The following is a 19,621-nucleotide window of genomic DNA, read 5'->3' on the forward strand; positions in this document are numbered from 1 at the left end:
AATAATTTAAAACCTATATTTCACTAACAGAATCCGTGAATAAAGCGTGGAATACGTTAACTTCCCCCATACGTAAACATTCCGTTTCTATATCAGGAATTGCAGTTCTAGCAACCTCTCGTTCTACTCTTACAAATCCTTTTGTATTCATTAGTTTTTCAAATTCACAAATGGTATCCATTTCTACATCGATTGTTTCAAAAGTCCATTCCCTTACATCTTCATCATATGTTGTTTTTAATACGTAGTAATAATAATATTTATCAAGTAAGCTAACAAAAACCCCTAAATCAAGGCGCTCGCCTCTTGATTTTCTTATCCAATCAATATCATCATTTAACATCGGTTCTTTTCCATTTAGTAACACATTATATTCTAGACAATTATATAGGTTTAAATCTGTATAGTCTGACACGTGATAATCACAAAATGTTGACTCGATTAAAGACAAAACTTCCTTTTGAGAGCTTTCGTTTTTTATAAAGCTCTCTTTTAAGGCTACAAACCTTTTATGCTCTTTGGACTCCTCGTACAATCCTTCTTCTTTCACAATATTTTTCGGAAAGAATTTGTAAACCGCTTCTTTTAATTCATCCATCATTTCAGGTTTTGCCGTTTTAACCATTCTGTAAATCCCCCTATGTTAAAAAGAATTCTCGCCGCAATAAAGAATCACACCCAAATATGTTATTAATTAACAAATAAATTATATTAAAATAAACAACGTGATTCAATTCTGTTTTTTAAAAATTTTTCTGTTATAATGGTTGATTCCGAACATTCTGCTTATCATAATATGAAAATTACAACAAAAAACGACAAAAACCTTTAAATTACCTTAAATAATAGAAAAATCCATATATAAAGAACGAAAGATTCTAAAGTGATTATTGAAAAATATATTATTTTTGTCACATTAAAAATGAGTACTTTTTTCACAAATTATTTTCAACGAAAAACTTTATGAAAATTCTTTTTTTACCATAAAAGGTATTTTTCTGGTAATATGAAATAGTATCGTAAAAATGCACACATTTTCATACGAACAACCCTTTAAAGCAAAAGGTGTCATCATAATTGATGACACCTTTTGCTATTACACGTAAAGTGAAACTTTAATCAGTGGGGGGTTTGTTCATCTCCCACTGATTATTAGCCTTCACCAATCGGGCGTTTACGGGCAGTTGATCTCCCACCTAACTTCTTTGCTCCAGCCGAATTTTGAGGTGGGAGTCTTACTGTCCGGCGAATAGCGGGATAAACTAATTAGAAATCACTTTCACATACATCCCTCTTATCGCCTTTTCATAAGCGATATCGCTCATCTGTCTTATTTTTTCTGATACGACAGACGACTGAACGATTTTCCCTTCACGAAGTAATGGCGGGTCAATGAGACGCACTTTATTTTTCTGATGTAGATCATATTCATTTCTATCTTCTTTTACTTCTATACTTGGATGAACTTTTCTTAATAAAGTACCTACTTCTTGATCTTTACATAGCTGCAATTTCGATATAAGCTCATGGTCTTCAAGAAGAAAATCATCTGGATGGATTATCTTTTTATGAAGAGCTAATTTTAACGTTTTAACTAACATATCGTTTCCATAAATATTAAGTGGTTTCATAAAGAAATCGATTACTTCTTTGTAATACGTCTTCGTAAACCATTCGGCAATCTCGATATTTTGCAGAACCATTTTTCCATTCACTGCGATTAAATCATCTAAAAAATTTTGAGCTTCTTCTAAAGAAATATATCCATATGTATACATATCTCTCAATGTGTAATCCACTCGGTCTGCACATAATTCTGGCGCAGATCTTTCAAGTAATGTCCACTTCGAATCATCTAACAAAACATCTTCATAGTTATAACCATGTTTTGAAAGAATCGCCGGGATTTCCGAGTTTTTAACGACAGCACTAAATATTTCTTCATGATAACTTTCATTTTCGTTATCAAAAACATAATCGATCACATGAGAAAACGCAGTATGCGATACGTCATGCAGTAAACCAGCAATCTGTTCTTCTACTGAACCACCAAGCTTTTTAATTAACAACATAGCACCAACTGAATGATCAAAGCGCGTTACATTCCATTTCTCATTCATTAAGTAACTTGCTCCGGCCTGATGAACCCCTTTCAGCCTTTGCACAGGTTTACTTAAAATTAATTCTTCTAACACTTTATCTACTTTAAACTCACCGTATATTACATCTGATATGATCACTCATAATCCCCCTTTTCAAGCAGAGTCTTCTTATAGTATCTCTTTTTTTAGAGAGTAAATAAAGAACTTCACTCGAATATTTTGTGCCTTTAAATAAAAAATAGAGAGCACTCAGCTCTCTATTTCACCTACCTATTCAAACGTAACTTCCACCTGCACAATCTCAGATCTACTTCCAAGTCTAAGCGGTGGTCCCCAAAATCCAAATCCAGAAGAAACAATGGCGTGGAATGCACCTTTTTGTACGTATCCCCAGTCTAATTCGTACATTCTTCTCGTCACAATATGATTCGGCGCCATTTGTCCGCGGTGCGTGTGACCGGATAATAATAAATCAACGCCAGCATCCGCTGCCTGCTTTAATTCAAATGGCTGGTGATCCATTGCAATAACAGGAAGCGATTTATCTACCGTACTCATTAGATTTTCAAAGCTTTGACGATCACGCTCTGTTTTATCTCTTCTTCCAACGAGATAAAAATTATCTTCAATTGTAATGACTTCATCTAAAAGAATACGAATATCAATCTTATCCATCTCTTGTAAAAACTCAGGAACAGCTCGGCCGTAATATTCATGGTTTCCTAACACACCATATACGCCTAATGGAGCTTTCATCTGTTTCATGATTGGTCCCATATTTTTTTGAATGAATACACCTGGATGATCATCGATAATATCACCCGGCAGTAAAATAATATCTGGTTTCATTTCATTTACGTGACGAACAAGTCTCTTTAAATGAGCAACACCAGACAGTTTACCGAAATGCATATCAGAAGCCATCGCAATGCGTAAATTTTTACGCCCTTCTACTTTTTTCGGTATATGCACTTCGTATTTTCTTACTACTGGACTATATGCATTAAATACTCCATACGCGAAGATAAAGACGAACATGAGTAAAACGACCGTTCCTGTCCAAATAATTGCCGTCTCTTTCTCCATTGAAAACTGCAGTAGGAAAACTGCAATATCGGCTAACGGCAATAACATAAGCGCGTATTGTATAACCGCAAACCAAATTGAACCGACCGTTCGCAGGAAAGGAAGGAATTTAAACACTTGTACGAGAATGTACGCATATGAAATAAATCCGACTATGAAAGCGTAATACCCCCAAGATTCCCAGCCAAATACCGTACTGAGCCAAACCCATCCGTTCCAGCCGATGTAAAACATGAGTAGTGTGTATAGAATTAACATAGTAAATATATTGAAATAACGAAGATTCTTCACAGCCAGCCTCCTTATTGATTTCTTCTATTATATCTTGTTATGCACGTTTAACGGAAATAGTAAGCATTCCAAACGGACCGTAATAAGACTGCTTTATTTATTACAAAACAAAGTTATTTTTACAGGTTTTCTTTATAGTAACCTGCTATTTGTGATCCTCTTGCATTAAATCGGACATTTTTTTGTAAATGATATATTAAAACCACCTTTTCTTAGAATTAGTTTTTTTCGGTCTATAATCCATATATCCTTTTTTATACCCCTTATAATATCCATCTACAAAAACCGCCGCGTCCGGAATCAGTCCTATCCCTCCAACAGCTTTACTACCAGTGAATAGCGCTCCTTTGACCGCTGATTTCGCTATATTTCTCATTATTTTCACTTAATTATAAGAACGACTTTTCTTTTATAAAATCCCACTGGCTATACCAACACACATACATAGAAAAACAGTCTGCAAGAACGGTAAGTGGTGAGTAGTTCACTGACGAGAAGATTCATAATCAAACATAATACATGATAGTATTAGCAAAAATACTACACCACTATATTGTATTGTAAGGGGAATACTATTTAAAACAGACGCTAATATGTCTGTAAATGTAATAATAAAAAGTAGTGTAAGTATCGTTAACATAAGTGCGGCTGAAAATAAGAAACCTTGTTTGATACATTTAAAAATCCAGCCGCTTCCAATACATATTAAAATTATACGTACTGGATACTTTAAAAGTATCGGAAATAAATTCTCTACACTATTAAAATTCATCATCATATTCACCAAGATCCCTTTCTAGATTTTTTATTATCTACATCATACCTAATTGTTTATATAAAATATATGTAGAAAAAGAAGAGCCGATATCAGCTCTTCTTTCTACATATTATTTCCCTATTTATTCTCCCTCTTCTAAAATTCCGTGTTGCTCCCAGCAATATACGCTGTTCTCTTTAACAGCATATATTGTTTGATCCCTTGAAAAAATATACTCAAATTGCATGGAATTTCCATCACTATCTACTATTAATAAAGTTGATAATTTTTTATTTACAAGTGAATATGCATGTATTTGATTAGTATCTACACCAAAGATAATAGTATTTTTTATTTTTAAACATAGTGATGTATGATTCAATGTTGTTTCATACAGGTTATCTTGTTCATACCGTTCTTTATTAATCTGTGTGAATGTATATGTTCCTTGCTCATTATAGTAAGACATTAGAATATTACCTGTCTTCTGTATATTTATTGCTGTACAATCACAGACAGATCTCTTTATTGAATTATTAAATTCATTAGTAATTAAATCGCCATTCTTAGAGAAAATAGCTAATCCGCTCTTTTCAAATTTATTAATATCATATATATTTTCCCAATCTATCGAATCAAATTCTTCATCTGAAATAAACAATTCCTCTACAGAAGTAAATATACCTTCTTCACTATACCCAACCAATAAATGTTCTTCTTCATCAACTTGAAAATATTTTATTCCATTTCCTAAGTAATATGAAGCAATGATGTTTCCTTTTTTATCAAAAATTGTAGCCGTTGTATCTTCCTTTTTCTCAACGAAACTTTTAACCAAAATCCAATTTTCTCCTAAAGGTTGAATGAAGTTAAAATATTGATTATTTTCTATAGTATATTGTTTCAAAACGCCAGATTTCAACAAGTGTATAATTTTATAATAATAAGTGTCTGTAACCTTTTTATCCAATACTAAAATTATCATATCTTGTTTGTTTCCCGTTGTAATACAGAGAATTTCTCCTTCTATATATGAAAAATCCATCCGCTTATTAAATACTAGTTTTTTCATAACTAACAGACCTCCAATAAATCAATAATAACCTAATTCCCCTCACTCTATATAATGAGGGGAACATGAATAGTAGTCATTTAATTAATATGGAAAACTAGTTACTATCCTCCCTGTTTTTGGTTTTTTGACCACTTTGACTTTTTTTGTCTTTCTTCCAGAAGTATTTGTTCCTACCCAATTTTTAAACTTTTTAAGATGAACTGTTAATCCATCTGGTTGGGTATATTTTTCCTTCGTTCCACCTGTACTACGTGTTGTACGCTTCATCGTTTTATTACTTTTAAATTTACCCTTAGGTGCTCCATTTTGCATTTTCATCATACGTATGTTCAATACGACGGTTTAACGCATCAATATATACTGTATTTTTATTATCTACATCATATTCCCGGTGTAAATGTGGGTCTCCTAATTGTAATGACTTTTATAACATAGCATTTAAGAACGTCATAAGAATATCTTCATTACTACTCGTACCAAATAATTGTTTGAACACGGCCCATCTCTCCTTATTATATCTATAACAAACTTCCCACTACATTTCACATAAGAAAAAACTATCACAACAAACAAAGAGGAAGTCTCCCAAAATATATGTTAGGGGACTTCCTCTTATTAATAGATTGCTAATATGAGCTAAAATTCACTGTTAATTCAAGTGAATTTTAGCTCTCTTAAATAACAAAATCCTCTGGAATAAACACCTTCACTTCTCTCGGATGTACGTATACAAACTCACCCGTTTGAATGCCTAGCTGTCTAAACTGTTCTTTACTAATTTCCGCCTCTAAATACTCATCTGTTCCGTCGCGCTTCAATTCTACATATACGACAGGGCCAACTGCATGTGAGTATGTTACTTTCGCCGGGATGGCATCTATACTTTGTTTCGTACGATCGATCGATAGATGATGTGGTCTTACGTATCCCACTCCGTCTACGTTTGAAACGTGCTTATGCTCTGGTGCTTCTAGTTCCACCGACCCTACATTTAGCTTACCTTTATGAACGCGGCCGTGAAATAAATTCACGTTTCCTAAAAAGTCGTATACGAACGGACTTGCCGGTTTTTCATACACTTCTTCCGGCGTTCCCATTTGTTCAATGCGCCCTTCATTCATTACAACAATGCGGTCCGCAACGTCTAGTGCTTCTTCTTGGTCATGCGTTACGAATACGCTCGTAATTTGAAATTCGTCATGTAGTTTCCGGAGCCATCTTCGCAATTCTTTCCGTACTTTCGCATCAAGTGCACCAAATGGTTCGTCTAGCAATAAAATTTTCGGCTCTACTGCAAGTGCCCGGGCTAGTGCGATACGCTGTCGTTGTCCGCCAGATAATTGCGCTGGGTAACGTTTTGCAAAACCATCCATTTTTACTAGTTTCAATAGTTCTATTACTTTTTCTTCTATTACTTCAGCTGACGGTCTTAAGTTTTTCTTTCTTACTTTTAAACCGAAAGCGACATTTTCAAATACATTCATATGTTTAAAAAGTGCATAGTGCTGGAAGACGAAACCGACTTGCCGGTTTTTCACGTGAATATCAGTTAAATCTTCCCCATCAAAAGAAATCGAACCCCCATCCGCTTCTTCTAGGCCTGCAATAATTCGTAATAACGTCGTTTTCCCAGAACCTGATGGGCCTAATAAAGCGACCAGTTCACCTTTTGGAATATCCAAATGAATGTCTGTCAGCGCTTGAAATGTACCATATTGTTTTGATACATTTTGAATTTGAATACTCACCGCACTCACCCCTTATTGTCGTTTTTCCATTCTCCATTCAATCCAGTTTTTTATAACGAGCGTAAAAACTGCGATGAGTGACATTAAAGTCGCCACAGCGAACGCTGCTGAAAATTGATATTCATTGTACAAAATTTCAATATGAAGCGGCATCGTATTTGTCACGCCGCGCACGTGACCAGATACAACGGAAACGGCGCCGAACTCACCAATGGCGCGGGCGTTACATAGGATCATGCCGTATAATAGGCCCCATTTTATATTTGGTAGCGTAACACGCCAAAACATTTTCCAGCCGCTTGCGCCAAGTGATAGAGCCGCTTCTTCTTCACTCTTCCCTTGCGCCTGCATTACCGGGATTAATTCACGCGCAACGAACGGAAACGTAACAAATATCGTCGCAATGATAATGCCAGGGACAGAGAAGATGAGTTTTATCCCGTGTTCCAATAACCATCCGCCAAGAGCCGCACGAGGTGTGAAAAGTAAAACGAATACTAATCCTGCAATGACTGGTGATACAGCAAACGGCAGTTCAATAAGAGATAATAATACTTGCTTTCCTTTAAACTGAAACTTCGTAATAAGCCAAGCAGCCGCTATTCCAAATATCGTATTAAGCGGCACAACAATTAAAGCAACGAGAAGTGTTAACCTAATTGCCAAAAATGCTTCTTGATCTGTTACGGCAGCAATATATACATCAACGCCTCGTTCGAATGCTTTCATAAAGATTGTCACGAGCGGCAGTAATAGAAAGAGAGATAAAAATAAAATTGTTATCGTAATGAATAGAATTGGTACAAACTTAGATTCTTTTTTAGCTGATACGCTTTTTACTATTTTCTTCTCTAATAATGTTGGTTCCATTTTCTCCCCTCCTATTCGCTTTTCAGTTCGTGCCTTCTACTCCAAGTTTGAATCATATTAATAAGTAGTAGGAAAAGGAGAGAAATAATAAGCATCACAGCCGCTACAGCTGTTGCGCCTGCATAATCATATTGTTCGAGTTTTGTCATAATCATAAGCGGTGCGATTTCTGTTTTCATCGGCATATTACCTGCAATGAACACAACAGATCCGTATTCCCCTAAGGCCCGCGCAAACGCGAGTGAAAAACCAGCAAGTAGAGCCGGGAATATTTCTGGCAAAATGATTTTCACAAATATTTGGAAGCGCGACGCCCCTAAACTAGAAGCTGCTTCTTCTACTTCTTTATCAATACTTTGCAGCACTGGTTGCACCATTCGGACGACAAATGGTAAGCCAATAAACGTAAGCGCCACAATAATTCCGAGCTGGGTAAAAGCTACTTTTATATGAAACACACTAAATATTTTTCCAATCAAGCCATTTTCCGCATAAAGCGTCGTCAGTGTAATACCTGCTACAGCAGTCGGAAGAGCGAATGGTAAATCGATTAGTCCGTCTAATAACCGTTTCCCTGGAAATGTGTAGCGAACGAGCACCCAAGCAATTAATAAACCGAAAATGGCATTTACGATTGCCGCTACAAGTGAAGTTGTGAAACTTACTTGATAGGAATGCAACACGCGCTCACTCGTTATAACTTGTGCGAACTTCTTCCAGCCTAGCTGCGAAGTTTGAATAAATACGATAGAAAGTGGTATAAGTACGAATAAACTCATATACAGCATTGTAAATCCAAGAGATAATCCAAACCCTGGTAATACGCGCCTCTTCCTCATATAACGTCACCTCATCCCCCCTTATTTTTTATACATTTGATCGAATACGCCGCCATCATTAAAATGCTTTTCTTGCGCTTTTTTCCAGCCTCCAAATAGTTCATCTACTGTAAATAATTGAACTTTCGGAAATTTTGACGCGTACTTTTCTGCTACTTTTTCATTACGAGGGCGATAAAAGTTTTTCGCCGCAATTTCTTGCCCTTTTTCTGAATACAAATACTCAAGATATCCTTCTGCTACTTTTTTCGTTCCTTTTTTATCAACGACTTTATCTACAACGGCTACTGGCGGTTCTGCAAGTATACTAATCGAAGGCGTTACAATTTCGAATTTATCTTTTCCAAGTTCTTTTTGTGATAATAATGCTTCATTTTCCCAAGCGATTAACACATCACCAATTCCTTTTTCAACGAAAGTCGTCGTTGCCCCGCGTGCACCAGAATCAAGCACTTCTACGTTTTTATAAATTTGGCCGACAAACTCTTTCGCTTTATCTTCACTATTGTTATATTTCTTTAGTGCGTATCCCCAAGCTCCTAAATAGTTCCACCGTGCTCCTCCAGATGTTTTTGGATTCGGTGTAATGACAGACACACCTTTTTTCGTTAAATCATCCCAGTCTTTAATCCCTTTCGGATTTCCTTTTCTCACAAGAAATACAATCGTTGATGTGTACGGAGTAGAATTATCCGCAAGTCGCTTCTGCCAATCTTCTGCTAGTTGTTTCTTCTTACTAATTGCGTCAATATCATAAGCGAGCGCTAATGTTACAACGTCTGCTTCTAAGCCGTCAATAACGGAGCGTGCCTGACTTCCAGATCCCCCGTGTGATTGCTTTACATTTACTGTTTGACCATGCTTCTCTTTCCAATACTTCGCAAAGTCTTTATTAAAATCTTGATACAACTCACGCGTTGGGTCATAGGAAACATTTAAAAGTTCAACTGTCTTCTTATCCCCGCCTCCTTCAGAATTACTAGTGGATGTTGCCGAACCACACCCCGATAAAAGAACAAATGCTGACAATAAGACACCTGTACTTTTCATAAGCGCTGTCTTACCCCACTGTTTCATATATAAAGCCCCCTTAGTTTGTACAATAGAAAAAGGCACACAATCTATTCACAAAAGTGAACGTTGTGCGCCTTCAGTTTCTCTGATGAGCTTCTATTGTATTCTGTTTGATTTCTTTTCATTTTAATTCCGTAATTCACATGTGTCAACTTGGAATTTATTTTTTCTTAATAAACAAAAATCAGTGAGGATAATCCCCCACTGATTAAAGTTTCACTTTATTTCTTCAACTTATCTGTTTTCGCAATAAATTGAACTGCTTCCGCGCGGCTTACCGCTTTATCTGGAGCCCAACCATTATCTGTTCCAACTGAAATATTTTCTTGGATTAAAACATTGGCATACTTCGCGCCCCAATGATTTTTTAAGTCCGCAAACTCTTTTGGTAATTTAATATTTTCATTTCTTTCTAATTTATATGCATTTACTAGCATAGAAGCCATCGATGCACGGTTAATTAGTCCGCTCGGATTGAAGTTACCCTGCTCATCACCTTTTACAATACCAGCTTTTTCAACTGCTGCGATGTATGGTGTAGCCCAATGATTTTGCGCATCGCGGAATGATGGCTTCGCATCTTTATTAATTTCTAATCCTAAAACAGTAGCTAATATTTTTGCTGCTGAACCACGATCGATATTTTCAGCTGGTGCAAATGTACCATCCGGCTTACCGTGTACTGCCTCTTTGTCTACTAAATATTGAACTGACTCTTGTGCCCAAGTCGGTACATCTGAAAACTTAGATTTCTTTTCAATTGCACTCGCATCGATTTCAAACTGTATTAGATATTTATGATCATATTTAATTGCTGGAATTAATATATGCATTTGCATATTATATTTTTTCGAGAACTCATCGATTTCAAATTGAATAACTTTCGTACCATTATTTGTTTTATCTTCAGAGATCACTTTCACATCATGGAACGTCCCTAATTTATTAGTATCTTCTACTTTAAGATATTGGAAATAGCTACTATCTTGAACTGTTAACGTAACGATTTTTTTGTCACCTTGAATTGTTACTTTTGCATTTTTTAAATATGTAGAAGCAACAGATGTTTCATTCGTTTGATCTTTATAAGTTTTTAAAGTAACGTCATATGTGCCATCTGCAAGTTTACTAGCTGCCTTCATCTCAATCACATCTGCTTTTGCAATTGGTGCATTGAAACCACTTAGTGGAACTGCTAAAGTTGCTGCTATAACGAATGCATTAATATATTTTTTCTTAATCATTATCAATATGATCTCTCCCTTTATATAAATATATCCAACATAACTATCATATTGATAATGATTATCAATGTCAAATAAAAAATTAAACGAGTACTACCTACTTATTACATAAATATGCTTTCCGATCATTTTTAAACAATAAATAATGAGCAGTATGCACTTTTCTCTCTAAATAGTCTAATGAATACGTACCCGATGGATCCACTAAATCCCCAATCGCTCCTGAAAGGTGATCAATTACTTTTTGCAATGTTTCTAAGTTCTTCTTTTCATTCTCCATATTCATTTCATCCATAATGTCACAAATAAGATATTGTACTTTCCGTAAGCGTAATTCCTTCTGCTCCACGTATATCGCCTCCTTATTATTCATATTACGGTTTAAATATATGGGCTTATAGCTTAGCCAATTCTAAAAAATAAAGTGAAACTTTAATCAGTAGGGATTTTGTCCATTCACGCTAATCGGGCTTTTGCAGGACAAAAAGATATCCATCTCTAAACATGTAGTCATAGAGATGGATATCTTTATTTTTATACTTGCAATGCCTTCTCTCTCAAAGCTCTTCTTAACAATTTACCAGTTGTATTCTTCGGCAATTCTGTTAAAAACTCAATGCTCATTGGCACTTTATATTTCGCTAAATGTAACGTGCAGTAATGCGTAAGCTCTTCTTCTGTTACGCTCTTTTGTTTCAGAACGACGTAAGCTCGCACTGCTTCTCCTAAGTTTTCATCAGGAACACCGATTACGACAACTTCAGCTACCGAATCGTGAGTATATAATACTTCCTCTACTTCACGAGGATATACGTTATAACCGCCAACTAAAACAATATCTTTTTTGCGATCGACGATATAGAAGTAACCTTCTTCATCCATTTTCGCTAAGTCTCCTGTATATAGCCAGCCATCTTTAATTGTCGCCGCAGTATCTTCTGGCGCATTGTAATAACCTTTCATAACGTTAGGTCCGCGAACAATTAACTCCCCAACTGCACCAACAGGTACTTCTTCCCCAAGTTCATTCACAATTTTATTTTCTACGTGCCAAATATTCGTGCCAATTGATCCTGGTTTACGAGGACGGTCTAACGGGTTAAAACAAGTAACTGGTGATGCTTCTGATAAACCGTACCCTTCTGAAACGATAACGTCAAAACGTTTTTCAAAGTTTTTTAGAAGCGCAACAGGCATCGACGCACCACCTGAAATACAAAGGCGAAGTGTCTTCACATCTTCTGCGCTTGCTTCTTCAAATAAATATAAGTAATTGTACATTGTCGGCACACCGGCAAAAATCGTTGGTTCATACGTACGACAAATGCGAAATACTTCTTTCGGACTAAACTTCGGTAACATTAAAATTGTTGCCCCGTTCACAATCGGCGCATTTACCGCAACTGTTAAACAGAACACATGGAACATCGGCAGTGCTGCAACGACGCGATCATCAGCAGTATATCGTAAATATGACGCCACATCGCTAGCGTTACTATATAAATTTTTATGCGTTAACATAGCGCCTTTTGGCTTTCCAGTTGTACCTGAAGTGTATAAAATAACAGCTACATCTTCTTCATCTAGTTCAGGACCTTCGTAAGTTACATCTCCAGTTCCTATAAAACTAGTAAACGTTTTCATTTTTTCGGTTTCTATATGGTTAAAATCTGATGAGGTTTCGCATATGATGATATTTTCAAGTGAAGGAAGTCTTGTTGTAAGAGATTGTATAACAGGTAGAAGGACGTCGAGTACGATGATTGTTTTTACATCTCCATTTTGTAATATGTAATGTATTTCGTCTGCTGTATAAATTGGATTAATCGGAATGACAGTTGCTCCGGCTTTCATTGTTCCGTATAAACCGACTAAAAAATGTGGTGAATTGCCTACAGCTAATGCGACATTGTCCCCTTTTCCAATGCCCATTTTTGCTAAATTACTAGAAAACCTAGTGACCATTTTGTTTAATTGGTCATACGAGACCGACTGATCCATAAATATGTACGCCGGTTTATTCCCCTTCGTTTTTGCCGTTTCAGCCAAAGATTGAACGAGATTCACACAAACCCCACCTTTATAAAATTTAGAATATTTAAAAATTCTAAATTAATTATATTAAAAGAAAATTAAAGTAGCAAGTGATATTCTATTAATCGAATATAGAGTAACCACTTTCTTCCAGAACACTTTAGTAAGATACGAGAATTATATGTGAAAGAAATAGGTACAAACATATAGTTAAACTGTAGCTAAAATCATTGTAGGATAATATGCACTCATTTTTCCGATAAGTTTTTCAACTTCCTCTTTATTTAAAGCCGTATACTCCCCATACAAATTGAGAGCATCCGCTCCATTTTCATGCAAGTAGACTGTAACATATAGTGTCGGTAATCCTTTATTGTCTTCATCTATCGACAAGACAACATCTGGCGTTTTACCAACGCTACTAAACGTTTCATTTCTTTTCCATTTCTTATTTTGAAACATAGTTTGTATATCATTTATTTTTTGTTTGTTATCTGTATGCGTATAATATATGACATTATCCTTCGCTGGCTTTCCAATAGACAAAGTCGTACGGTTTGAAGAAGTTTCATCGTTACAAGCTGTCATTCCGATGACGAAGCTGAGCAATAATACAACGTACATTACTCTTTTCATTTCGATTCGCCTCCTTTTATCATATATATTCCTTTATAAGGAGCAGATGTCCTGTAAATATACGTTTTGCGGTAAGTGAAATTATATCGGCGATTTTTCGAATATATCGACCGTAAACCAATTTATATCAGCGATTCTTGAAATATATCGACTTACCGACAAAACCTGACAATCCACACAAAAAGAAAAAGGCTGCCCGTTACGGCAGCCTCCCTCATTTTTAGAAGAATAAATGCAAGAAATCTTCTGTTGTAATATTACCGAAATAGCGCGCGATATCTACGCCTTCTAAAGCTACAGTGAATGTATCTTTATCAAATTGTACGCCTGTTAGACGTTCTTCAATGTCATGAACATCTAGTGATCCGAAGAAATCACCGTAAATTTTACATTCTGTTACTGTTCCTTTTTTCACTTCAAGACGAACATCAACTTGTCCAACTGGGAAGCGGTGTGAATGTTGTAAGTTGAACTTCGGAGACTTCCCGTAGTTCCAGTCCCAATTGCGGTAACGTTCTTCAGAAATTTTATAAATCTCTTTCCAATCAGCTTCTGTTAATTCGTACGTTGGAATTTCTGTTCCTCCTTCGAAAATTGTTTCTAGAAGAAGTTGTCTAAACTCTTCTGTCGTCATTTTTTCGTTTAAGAACTCTGTAATATTCGCAACGCGGCTACGGATTGATTTAATTCCTTTTGATTGAATCTTATCCATTTTTACTTTTAGTGCTGATACAACGTGATCGATTTCAGAATCAAATAGTAACGTACCGTGACTAAACATACGACCTTTCGTTGAGAACTGCGCGTTACCTGAAATTTTTCTACCTTCAGCTAAAATATCGTTACGACCACTTAACTCTGCATTTACGCCTAATTTACCAAGCGCTTTCGTTACAGGTTCTGTGAATTTTTTGAAGTTGCTGAAACTATCTCCATCATCTTTCGTAATAAAGCTGAAGTTTAAGTTTCCTAAATCATGATATACTGCGCCCCCGCCTGATAAACGACGAACGACGTGAATGCCTTTTTCTTTTACGTAATCTGCATTAATTTCTTCCACTGTGTTTTGGTTTTTACCAATGATAATCGAAGGCTCATTAATGTAGAACAGTAAATATGTTTCGTTAATATCTAAATTTTTAACACAATATTCTTCAATCGCTAAGTTTATCGTAGGATCTGTAATCCCTTTATTATCAATAAATAACATCGTATCACCTCATGAATTCCAAACGTAACCACTATGCGCAAGCGTAATATGGCCACTGAAAATTTGTTTTGCTTCTGTTACTAAATCAGATGGATTGCCTGTATGCGGCAAATGCGTTAATAAAAGTTCTTTTACATTCGCAGTTTTCGCAATACTTGCTACTTCTGTACTATTCATATGCCCTGCTTTGGCAGCCTCTTGATGTGCATACATATTACACTCACAAATGAAAAGATCAGCATCTTTTGTGAACGGAATAAATTCAGGAATATAACTTGAATCTGCACTGTATACAACAACATCATCGCCAGCTGTAATACGCATCGCAAAGCATGTAACAGGATGAACAGTTTTTAAGAATGAAATGGAGAACGGTCCAATTTGAAGTGTTTCTTCTGGATTGTACGCGATTCCTTTCGTATGCGGTTCATGCGTTAAAGAGTGGAATCCATTCTCATCAAACGAATGACCGTATATTGGTAACTCCGGTAGTTGTCCTTTTGTCACACTCGTAATTAATCTTGCATATTGCAATACCCCAATATCTGCAACATGATCGTGATGATAGTGTGACAATACAACTGCATCTATATCAGATGGTGTTATATATTTTTGAAGCTGTGCTAGTACACCACTACCACAGTCTACAAGTAAACGAAAACCATCGTGTTCAAACAAATACCCCGACGTTGCTTCTCCCGCTTCTGGAAAGCCGCCCCAAAAGCCGACAACAGTCATCTTCATATGTATCCATCCTTTCTAAAACCGTGTAGGAATGCCGTTTTTCTCCGTACTTGAGAAAGTTTTTTACTTACATCCTACATTGTTAACTATAATCCATTTCCTAAACTTTTTCATTAATTTTCAATTTTGTTATAAAACAGTTGTTGACTTTTGTTTTTTGTACTAATACAATGATAGTAAGAAATGGAAATGGAGGGATTGACATGATTGATCAACCAATGGAGTTTTTCCGAAATTTACCGACGAAAACTTGTGCACACTGCGGGAAGGAAATTGATGAGCAACACGAAGCATACCATAACAAATGTGACGATTGCGTTCACGAAGAATAGTAGTTTGTGAACATAAAAAAACCTAGCAGACATAGTCTACTAGGCTAATAACATCGTATCCTTCATCGTTGAACCTTTCACCAAGAGCTCCAGTTCAAACTCATACAATTCTTTTTGTCGATAATTTTTCGTATGGATTTTATCCATCATTAATTCAACAACTTTTCGGGCCATCTCGTCGATTGGCTGTTCAATTGTCGTAATACCTGGCTCTGTAATCTGCGCTAAAATTTGATTATCAAAACCGATCACAGCGAGATCTTCTGGAATACTCCAACCATGGCTTTTCGCCTCTGAGATAATTCCAGCTGCAACCTCGTCGCCTCCTGCCAAAATCGCGGTAGGATTTTTTTTGTCCTTTAATACTTCATGGAATATTCGTTTTCCATCGTCCCAAGAGAAAGCGTTTTCAAGAAAATCGATTGCTTCCACTTCTCTACTCTTTTCAGTAATCGCGCGTAAAAAGCCCATTTTTCGCTGTTGGCTCACTACTTTCGTTTCGTTACCACGGCAAAAAATAAGATTACGATATCCTTGTTCTAATACATGATTGGCAGCTATGTATGCTCCCTGTGCATGATCAAATTTCACTGTTGGAACATTTGCTTCCTCAATATATTCATTACATAACACGATTGGACCGTGTTGCAAGTATGGCTCCACATTCTCCCATGGATTTTCTAGTGAACATAGAATAATCCCATCTACTTGTTTCGTAGATAATAATTGTAAATACTCCATCTCTTTTTCCGGTAAATATCTTGTTTGACAAATAATCAGTTTATATTTATGTTCAGAAGCAGCAATCTCGATTGCTTCAATAAATCTACTAAAAAAAGGATTTGTAATCCTTGGAACAAGCACCGCAATTGTTTCTGTTTTTTGTTTACGAAGCCTTCTCGCCGCAGAATTAGGAACGAAGCCTAAATGCTTCATTGCTAATTGAACCCTTTTCTTCTTCTCATCTGAAACATATGGATGATTATTGATCACCCTAGAAACCGTTGTTCTTGATAACCCCGCTAATTTCGCCACGTCCTCGATAGTCGACACGAAATTTCCCCCTTTGCATGAAAACGTTTTCTTATCCTGATTATATAGTATATTATTGGAAACTGCAATATAGGTTCTTATGATTTTACTATATTAATATTATACATAGGGAAAAGTCTGTTAATGGCAGGAAATTACACACTACTTTTAGAATTTCACAATGAGAATATTTATAAAATAAAGGATGATATTTCATGAATCGAACGGATCGTTTATTAGCTATATTAATTGAATTACAAAGAAAACAAACCGTTACAGCACAAAGCTTAGCTGAAAAATTCGAGACAAGTATACGCACTATTTATCGAGATATGGATGCACTTAGTGAATCTGGTGTCCCGCTTTTCGCAATGCCTGGCCACGGTTATTCATTAATGGATGGTTATTTCTTACCACCCATTCAACTTACGCCTGAAGAGGCTGTTACTCTTTTATTAGGCGGTGATTATATCGGGAAAACTTTCAATTCTTCTTTTTCTGTACATGCGCAATCAGCAAAAGAGAAACTTGAGGTTGTCCTCCCTACTGATCAACAAAAGAAAGTTGAAGAGTTACGAGGAACTTTTCGTTTTCTTTCTCCTATATTTTCAAACCAGCAAGCCGAGCAAGAAAAACTAGAGAGCCAACTTTTCTTGTTACAAGAAGCTATTCAAAGAGAGCAATCTATCTCTTTTTACTATCGTAAACCAAGAGATATTACAACAATAAAGCGGACCGTTCACCCTTACGGTTTAGTCAATATTTCAGGAATTTGGTACATCGTTGCTCATTGTTTACTTCGAAAACAAATACGTAATTTTCGCTTAGACCGTATGAATACATTACAGCAAGAACAAGAATTTTTCACAAAACCGAAGGACTTTTCTTTACAAGACTATCAACCTGAAAACAATCGCACTGTTACAATTCATTTATTGTTCTCATCTCATATTGCACATAAAGTTATTGAATCACGATACTTTTTTATAGATTCATACGAGTATAAAGATAATGGTTTTCATGTCTTTTTGAAATCAAGAAGTATAGATGAAGTATTTCAATGGGTATTAAGCTGGGGGAGCCGAGTGCAAGTACTAAAACCGGCACTTCTTTCTGAGAAAATACGTGATGAAGCAAAAAAATGTTACAACTTTAATTTTTTCATTTTACTGCTGACATAATGTTGTCAGTAGCCCTCCTTTATAGTAAGTATCAACAAATACATTTTCATAAAAAGGAGCTAACGATATGAACAGGACTACCACTTTAGAGAAATTTGAAAGTTTAGCAACATATTACTTAGAGGAATTAGAAAAGTACTCTCTTGAACAATTTAGGACAAAACCTTCTGCTGAAGAATGGTCTCTCGGTCAAATGTATAATCATTTACTTTCGGCTACGTATATGCAATTAGATGCAATCGAGAAATGTAAAACTGAAACACCATTTGTAGCTAACAACAAAACGGATATGGGTGAAAAAGTATATATACTGGGAGCTTTCCCTGACATACAAATAAAGGTACCTGAGCACCCTGGATACACACCTGAAAATCCAACTAACAAAGAAGAAATACAAGAGCGTTTTCTGGAATTAATTACAGTGGTTAAAAACATTGAGCCAACACTTTCTTCTATTCCTAATGATTGCAAAGTAGAACATCCCGGTCTTGGTTACTTAAATGCGGCAGAATGGTTCCAGCTCATTTCTATGCATTTTGCACATCATCTTCGTCAGAAAGATCGACTGGAACTTAAGGTTTGCTAAGTGTTAACATTTCCACTAAAAAGAGACTGCCAATATTGGCAGTCTTTTCACTTTTGACGCAATATTCCTACGTCTATATAAACGAAATGCACACAATGAATTCAATTTTGATATCTGCAAAAAACTATTACATAAAGGCGAATATATTGTATATACTTTAAATTGTTTACTTACTGACTATACGATTACTCATAAAGTCCCATATCCAGGCATGTTACTTGCTCCTAACAGAAAGTTTCTCTTTTTATTCAATATAAAAACCCATCCATACGTCGTCTCCATATGATCCATCTTCATATTTAATTTGCTTTCTTTGCCTTCCTTCTTCTACAAAGCCCATACGTTTATACACTTTAATTGCCCTATCATTAATAGAAACTACGCCTAAGCAAATTTTCTCTAAACCATTCTGCCCTTTAGCCCAGCTAATAAGAAATTCAATTAGCTTCGTACCAATGCCTTGATTGCAGTACTCCTCTCTAATCCCCATTCCCATTGTGCCTGCATGTCGTAAGCGTTCTAGTTCATATCGTTTGAAAACCAGAAAGCCAACCACCTTACTATCTACCTCATAAACTATATAAAGGTTGCCTTTTTCACTACTTGTCTGTATCTTTTCTCTTTCTGAATCAATATCATTTGGTAATTTATTTGGAGATGATATAAAAAACTTTGTAGTAGTTTCCGATAATATAATTTCTTTTCTAATATCCATAATTGATTCCGCATCAACCTCTTTTGCTAATCGTATCACCGAATCACCTCTTACCTTTTTCTTAA

22 protein-coding genes and 2 pseudogenes are annotated in these 19,621 nt (G+C 35.8%); 4 read left to right on the plus strand and 20 right to left on the minus strand.

Annotated features, from left to right (window positions below):
• Positions 1–13: 13 nt before the first annotated feature.
• The 18 genes and pseudogenes from ACE38F_RS22485 to ACE38F_RS22570 form a co-directional block, all read right to left on the minus strand.
• Positions 14–625 (minus strand): hypothetical protein, encoded by a 612-nt coding sequence (locus tag ACE38F_RS22485; RefSeq protein WP_002064178.1) that lies wholly within the window; start codon positions 623–625, stop codon positions 14–16.
• A gap of 637 nt (positions 626–1,262) precedes the next feature.
• Positions 1,263–2,240, minus strand: a complete 978-nt coding sequence (locus ACE38F_RS22490; RefSeq protein ID WP_375370272.1) for an HD domain-containing protein — start codon at positions 2,238–2,240, stop codon at positions 1,263–1,265.
• Positions 2,241–2,372: 132 nt separating this feature from the next.
• Positions 2,373–3,479 (minus strand): metallophosphoesterase, encoded by a 1,107-nt coding sequence (locus ACE38F_RS22495; protein WP_375370273.1) that lies wholly within the window; start codon positions 3,477–3,479, stop codon positions 2,373–2,375.
• Between the two features lie 196 nt (positions 3,480–3,675).
• Positions 3,676–3,855, minus strand: coding sequence for a hypothetical protein (locus tag ACE38F_RS22500; protein WP_252188753.1), 180 nt, complete (start codon positions 3,853–3,855; stop codon positions 3,676–3,678).
• Between the two features lie 108 nt (positions 3,856–3,963).
• The gene (locus ACE38F_RS22505) at positions 3,964–4,254 is read right to left on the minus strand and encodes a hypothetical protein (RefSeq protein ID WP_375370274.1); all 291 of its coding nucleotides are present in this window, start codon (positions 4,252–4,254) and stop codon (positions 3,964–3,966) included.
• Between the two features lie 124 nt (positions 4,255–4,378).
• The gene (locus ACE38F_RS22510) at positions 4,379–5,308 is read right to left on the minus strand and encodes a hypothetical protein (protein WP_375370275.1); all 930 of its coding nucleotides are present in this window, start codon (positions 5,306–5,308) and stop codon (positions 4,379–4,381) included.
• 84 nt (positions 5,309–5,392) lie between these two features.
• Positions 5,393–5,632, minus strand: coding sequence for a hypothetical protein (locus tag ACE38F_RS22515; protein WP_375370276.1), 240 nt, complete (start codon positions 5,630–5,632; stop codon positions 5,393–5,395).
• Between the two features lie 25 nt (positions 5,633–5,657).
• Positions 5,658–5,807, minus strand: a pseudogene (locus tag ACE38F_RS22520) (PD-(D/E)XK nuclease family transposase); the annotation flags it as partial.
• A gap of 178 nt (positions 5,808–5,985) precedes the next feature.
• On the minus strand, positions 5,986–7,059 hold the full coding sequence (locus ACE38F_RS22525) for a sulfate/molybdate ABC transporter ATP-binding protein (RefSeq protein WP_375370277.1): 1,074 nt from the start codon (positions 7,057–7,059) through the stop codon (positions 5,986–5,988).
• Positions 7,060–7,071: 12 nt separating this feature from the next.
• A complete protein-coding gene (gene cysW, locus ACE38F_RS22530) occupies positions 7,072–7,929 on the minus strand; it encodes a sulfate ABC transporter permease subunit CysW (protein WP_375370278.1) in 858 nt (285 codons plus the stop codon).
• Positions 7,930–7,940: 11 nt separating this feature from the next.
• Positions 7,941–8,768: a sulfate ABC transporter permease subunit CysT gene (gene cysT / locus ACE38F_RS22535; protein WP_215555509.1), complete on the minus strand. Its 828-nt coding sequence runs from the start codon at positions 8,766–8,768 to the stop codon at positions 7,941–7,943.
• Positions 8,769–8,789: 21 nt separating this feature from the next.
• Complete coding sequence (locus ACE38F_RS22540; RefSeq protein ID WP_375370279.1) at positions 8,790–9,845, minus strand: sulfate ABC transporter substrate-binding protein; 1,056 nt, start codon at positions 9,843–9,845, stop codon at positions 8,790–8,792.
• A 218-nt stretch (positions 9,846–10,063) separates the two neighbouring features.
• Positions 10,064–11,086, minus strand: a complete 1,023-nt coding sequence (locus ACE38F_RS22545; RefSeq protein ID WP_375370404.1) for an S-layer homology domain-containing protein — start codon at positions 11,084–11,086, stop codon at positions 10,064–10,066.
• Between the two features lie 97 nt (positions 11,087–11,183).
• Positions 11,184–11,435 (minus strand): hypothetical protein, encoded by a 252-nt coding sequence (locus ACE38F_RS22550; RefSeq protein ID WP_002064161.1) that lies wholly within the window; start codon positions 11,433–11,435, stop codon positions 11,184–11,186.
• Positions 11,436–11,620: 185 nt separating this feature from the next.
• A complete protein-coding gene (locus tag ACE38F_RS22555) occupies positions 11,621–13,153 on the minus strand; it encodes a fatty acid--CoA ligase family protein (RefSeq protein ID WP_341307454.1) in 1,533 nt (510 codons plus the stop codon).
• Between the two features lie 177 nt (positions 13,154–13,330).
• Entirely contained in the window at positions 13,331–13,756 is a 426-nt protein-coding gene (locus ACE38F_RS22560; protein WP_375370280.1) for a hypothetical protein, read from the minus strand.
• Positions 13,757–13,976: 220 nt separating this feature from the next.
• Positions 13,977–14,966, minus strand: coding sequence for a lipoate--protein ligase (locus ACE38F_RS22565; RefSeq protein ID WP_215555504.1), 990 nt, complete (start codon positions 14,964–14,966; stop codon positions 13,977–13,979).
• A gap of 9 nt (positions 14,967–14,975) precedes the next feature.
• On the minus strand, positions 14,976–15,710 hold the full coding sequence (locus tag ACE38F_RS22570; protein WP_215555503.1) for an MBL fold metallo-hydrolase: 735 nt from the start codon (positions 15,708–15,710) through the stop codon (positions 14,976–14,978).
• A gap of 203 nt (positions 15,711–15,913) precedes the next feature.
• On the opposite strand from ACE38F_RS22570, the gene yhfH reads away from it, so the two are divergent.
• Positions 15,914–16,042: a protein YhfH gene (gene yhfH / locus ACE38F_RS22575; protein WP_000567010.1), complete on the plus strand. Its 129-nt coding sequence runs from the start codon at positions 15,914–15,916 to the stop codon at positions 16,040–16,042.
• Positions 16,043–16,081: 39 nt separating this feature from the next.
• On the opposite strand, the gene ACE38F_RS22580 is transcribed toward yhfH, so the two are convergent.
• Entirely contained in the window at positions 16,082–17,095 is a 1,014-nt protein-coding gene (locus ACE38F_RS22580; protein WP_215555502.1) for a LacI family DNA-binding transcriptional regulator, read from the minus strand.
• 194 nt (positions 17,096–17,289) lie between these two features.
• Between ACE38F_RS22580 and ACE38F_RS22585 the strand changes: the two genes are divergently transcribed.
• The 3 genes and pseudogenes from ACE38F_RS22585 to ACE38F_RS22595 form a co-directional block, all read left to right on the plus strand.
• Positions 17,290–18,255 carry a helix-turn-helix transcriptional regulator gene (locus tag ACE38F_RS22585; protein ID WP_375370281.1) on the plus strand — a complete coding sequence of 322 codons (966 nt, stop codon included), beginning with the start codon at positions 17,290–17,292 and terminating at the stop codon, positions 18,253–18,255.
• Between the two features lie 67 nt (positions 18,256–18,322).
• Entirely contained in the window at positions 18,323–18,841 is a 519-nt protein-coding gene (locus tag ACE38F_RS22590; RefSeq protein WP_375370282.1) for a DinB family protein, read from the plus strand.
• Between the two features lie 95 nt (positions 18,842–18,936).
• Positions 18,937–19,100, plus strand: a pseudogene (locus ACE38F_RS22595) (PH domain-containing protein); the annotation flags it as partial.
• Here ACE38F_RS22595 and ACE38F_RS22600 read toward each other — a convergent pair.
• Positions 19,086–19,595 (minus strand): GNAT family N-acetyltransferase, encoded by a 510-nt coding sequence (locus ACE38F_RS22600; RefSeq protein WP_375370283.1) that lies wholly within the window; start codon positions 19,593–19,595, stop codon positions 19,086–19,088. The pseudogene ACE38F_RS22595 and the gene ACE38F_RS22600 overlap by 15 nt on opposite strands.
• Positions 19,596–19,621: the final 26 nt, after the last annotated feature.

Origin of the sequence: Bacillus altaicus (assembly GCF_042136375.2) — a bacterium.
Lineage (GTDB): Bacteria > Bacillota > Bacilli > Bacillales > Bacillaceae_G > Bacillus_A > Bacillus_A cereus_U.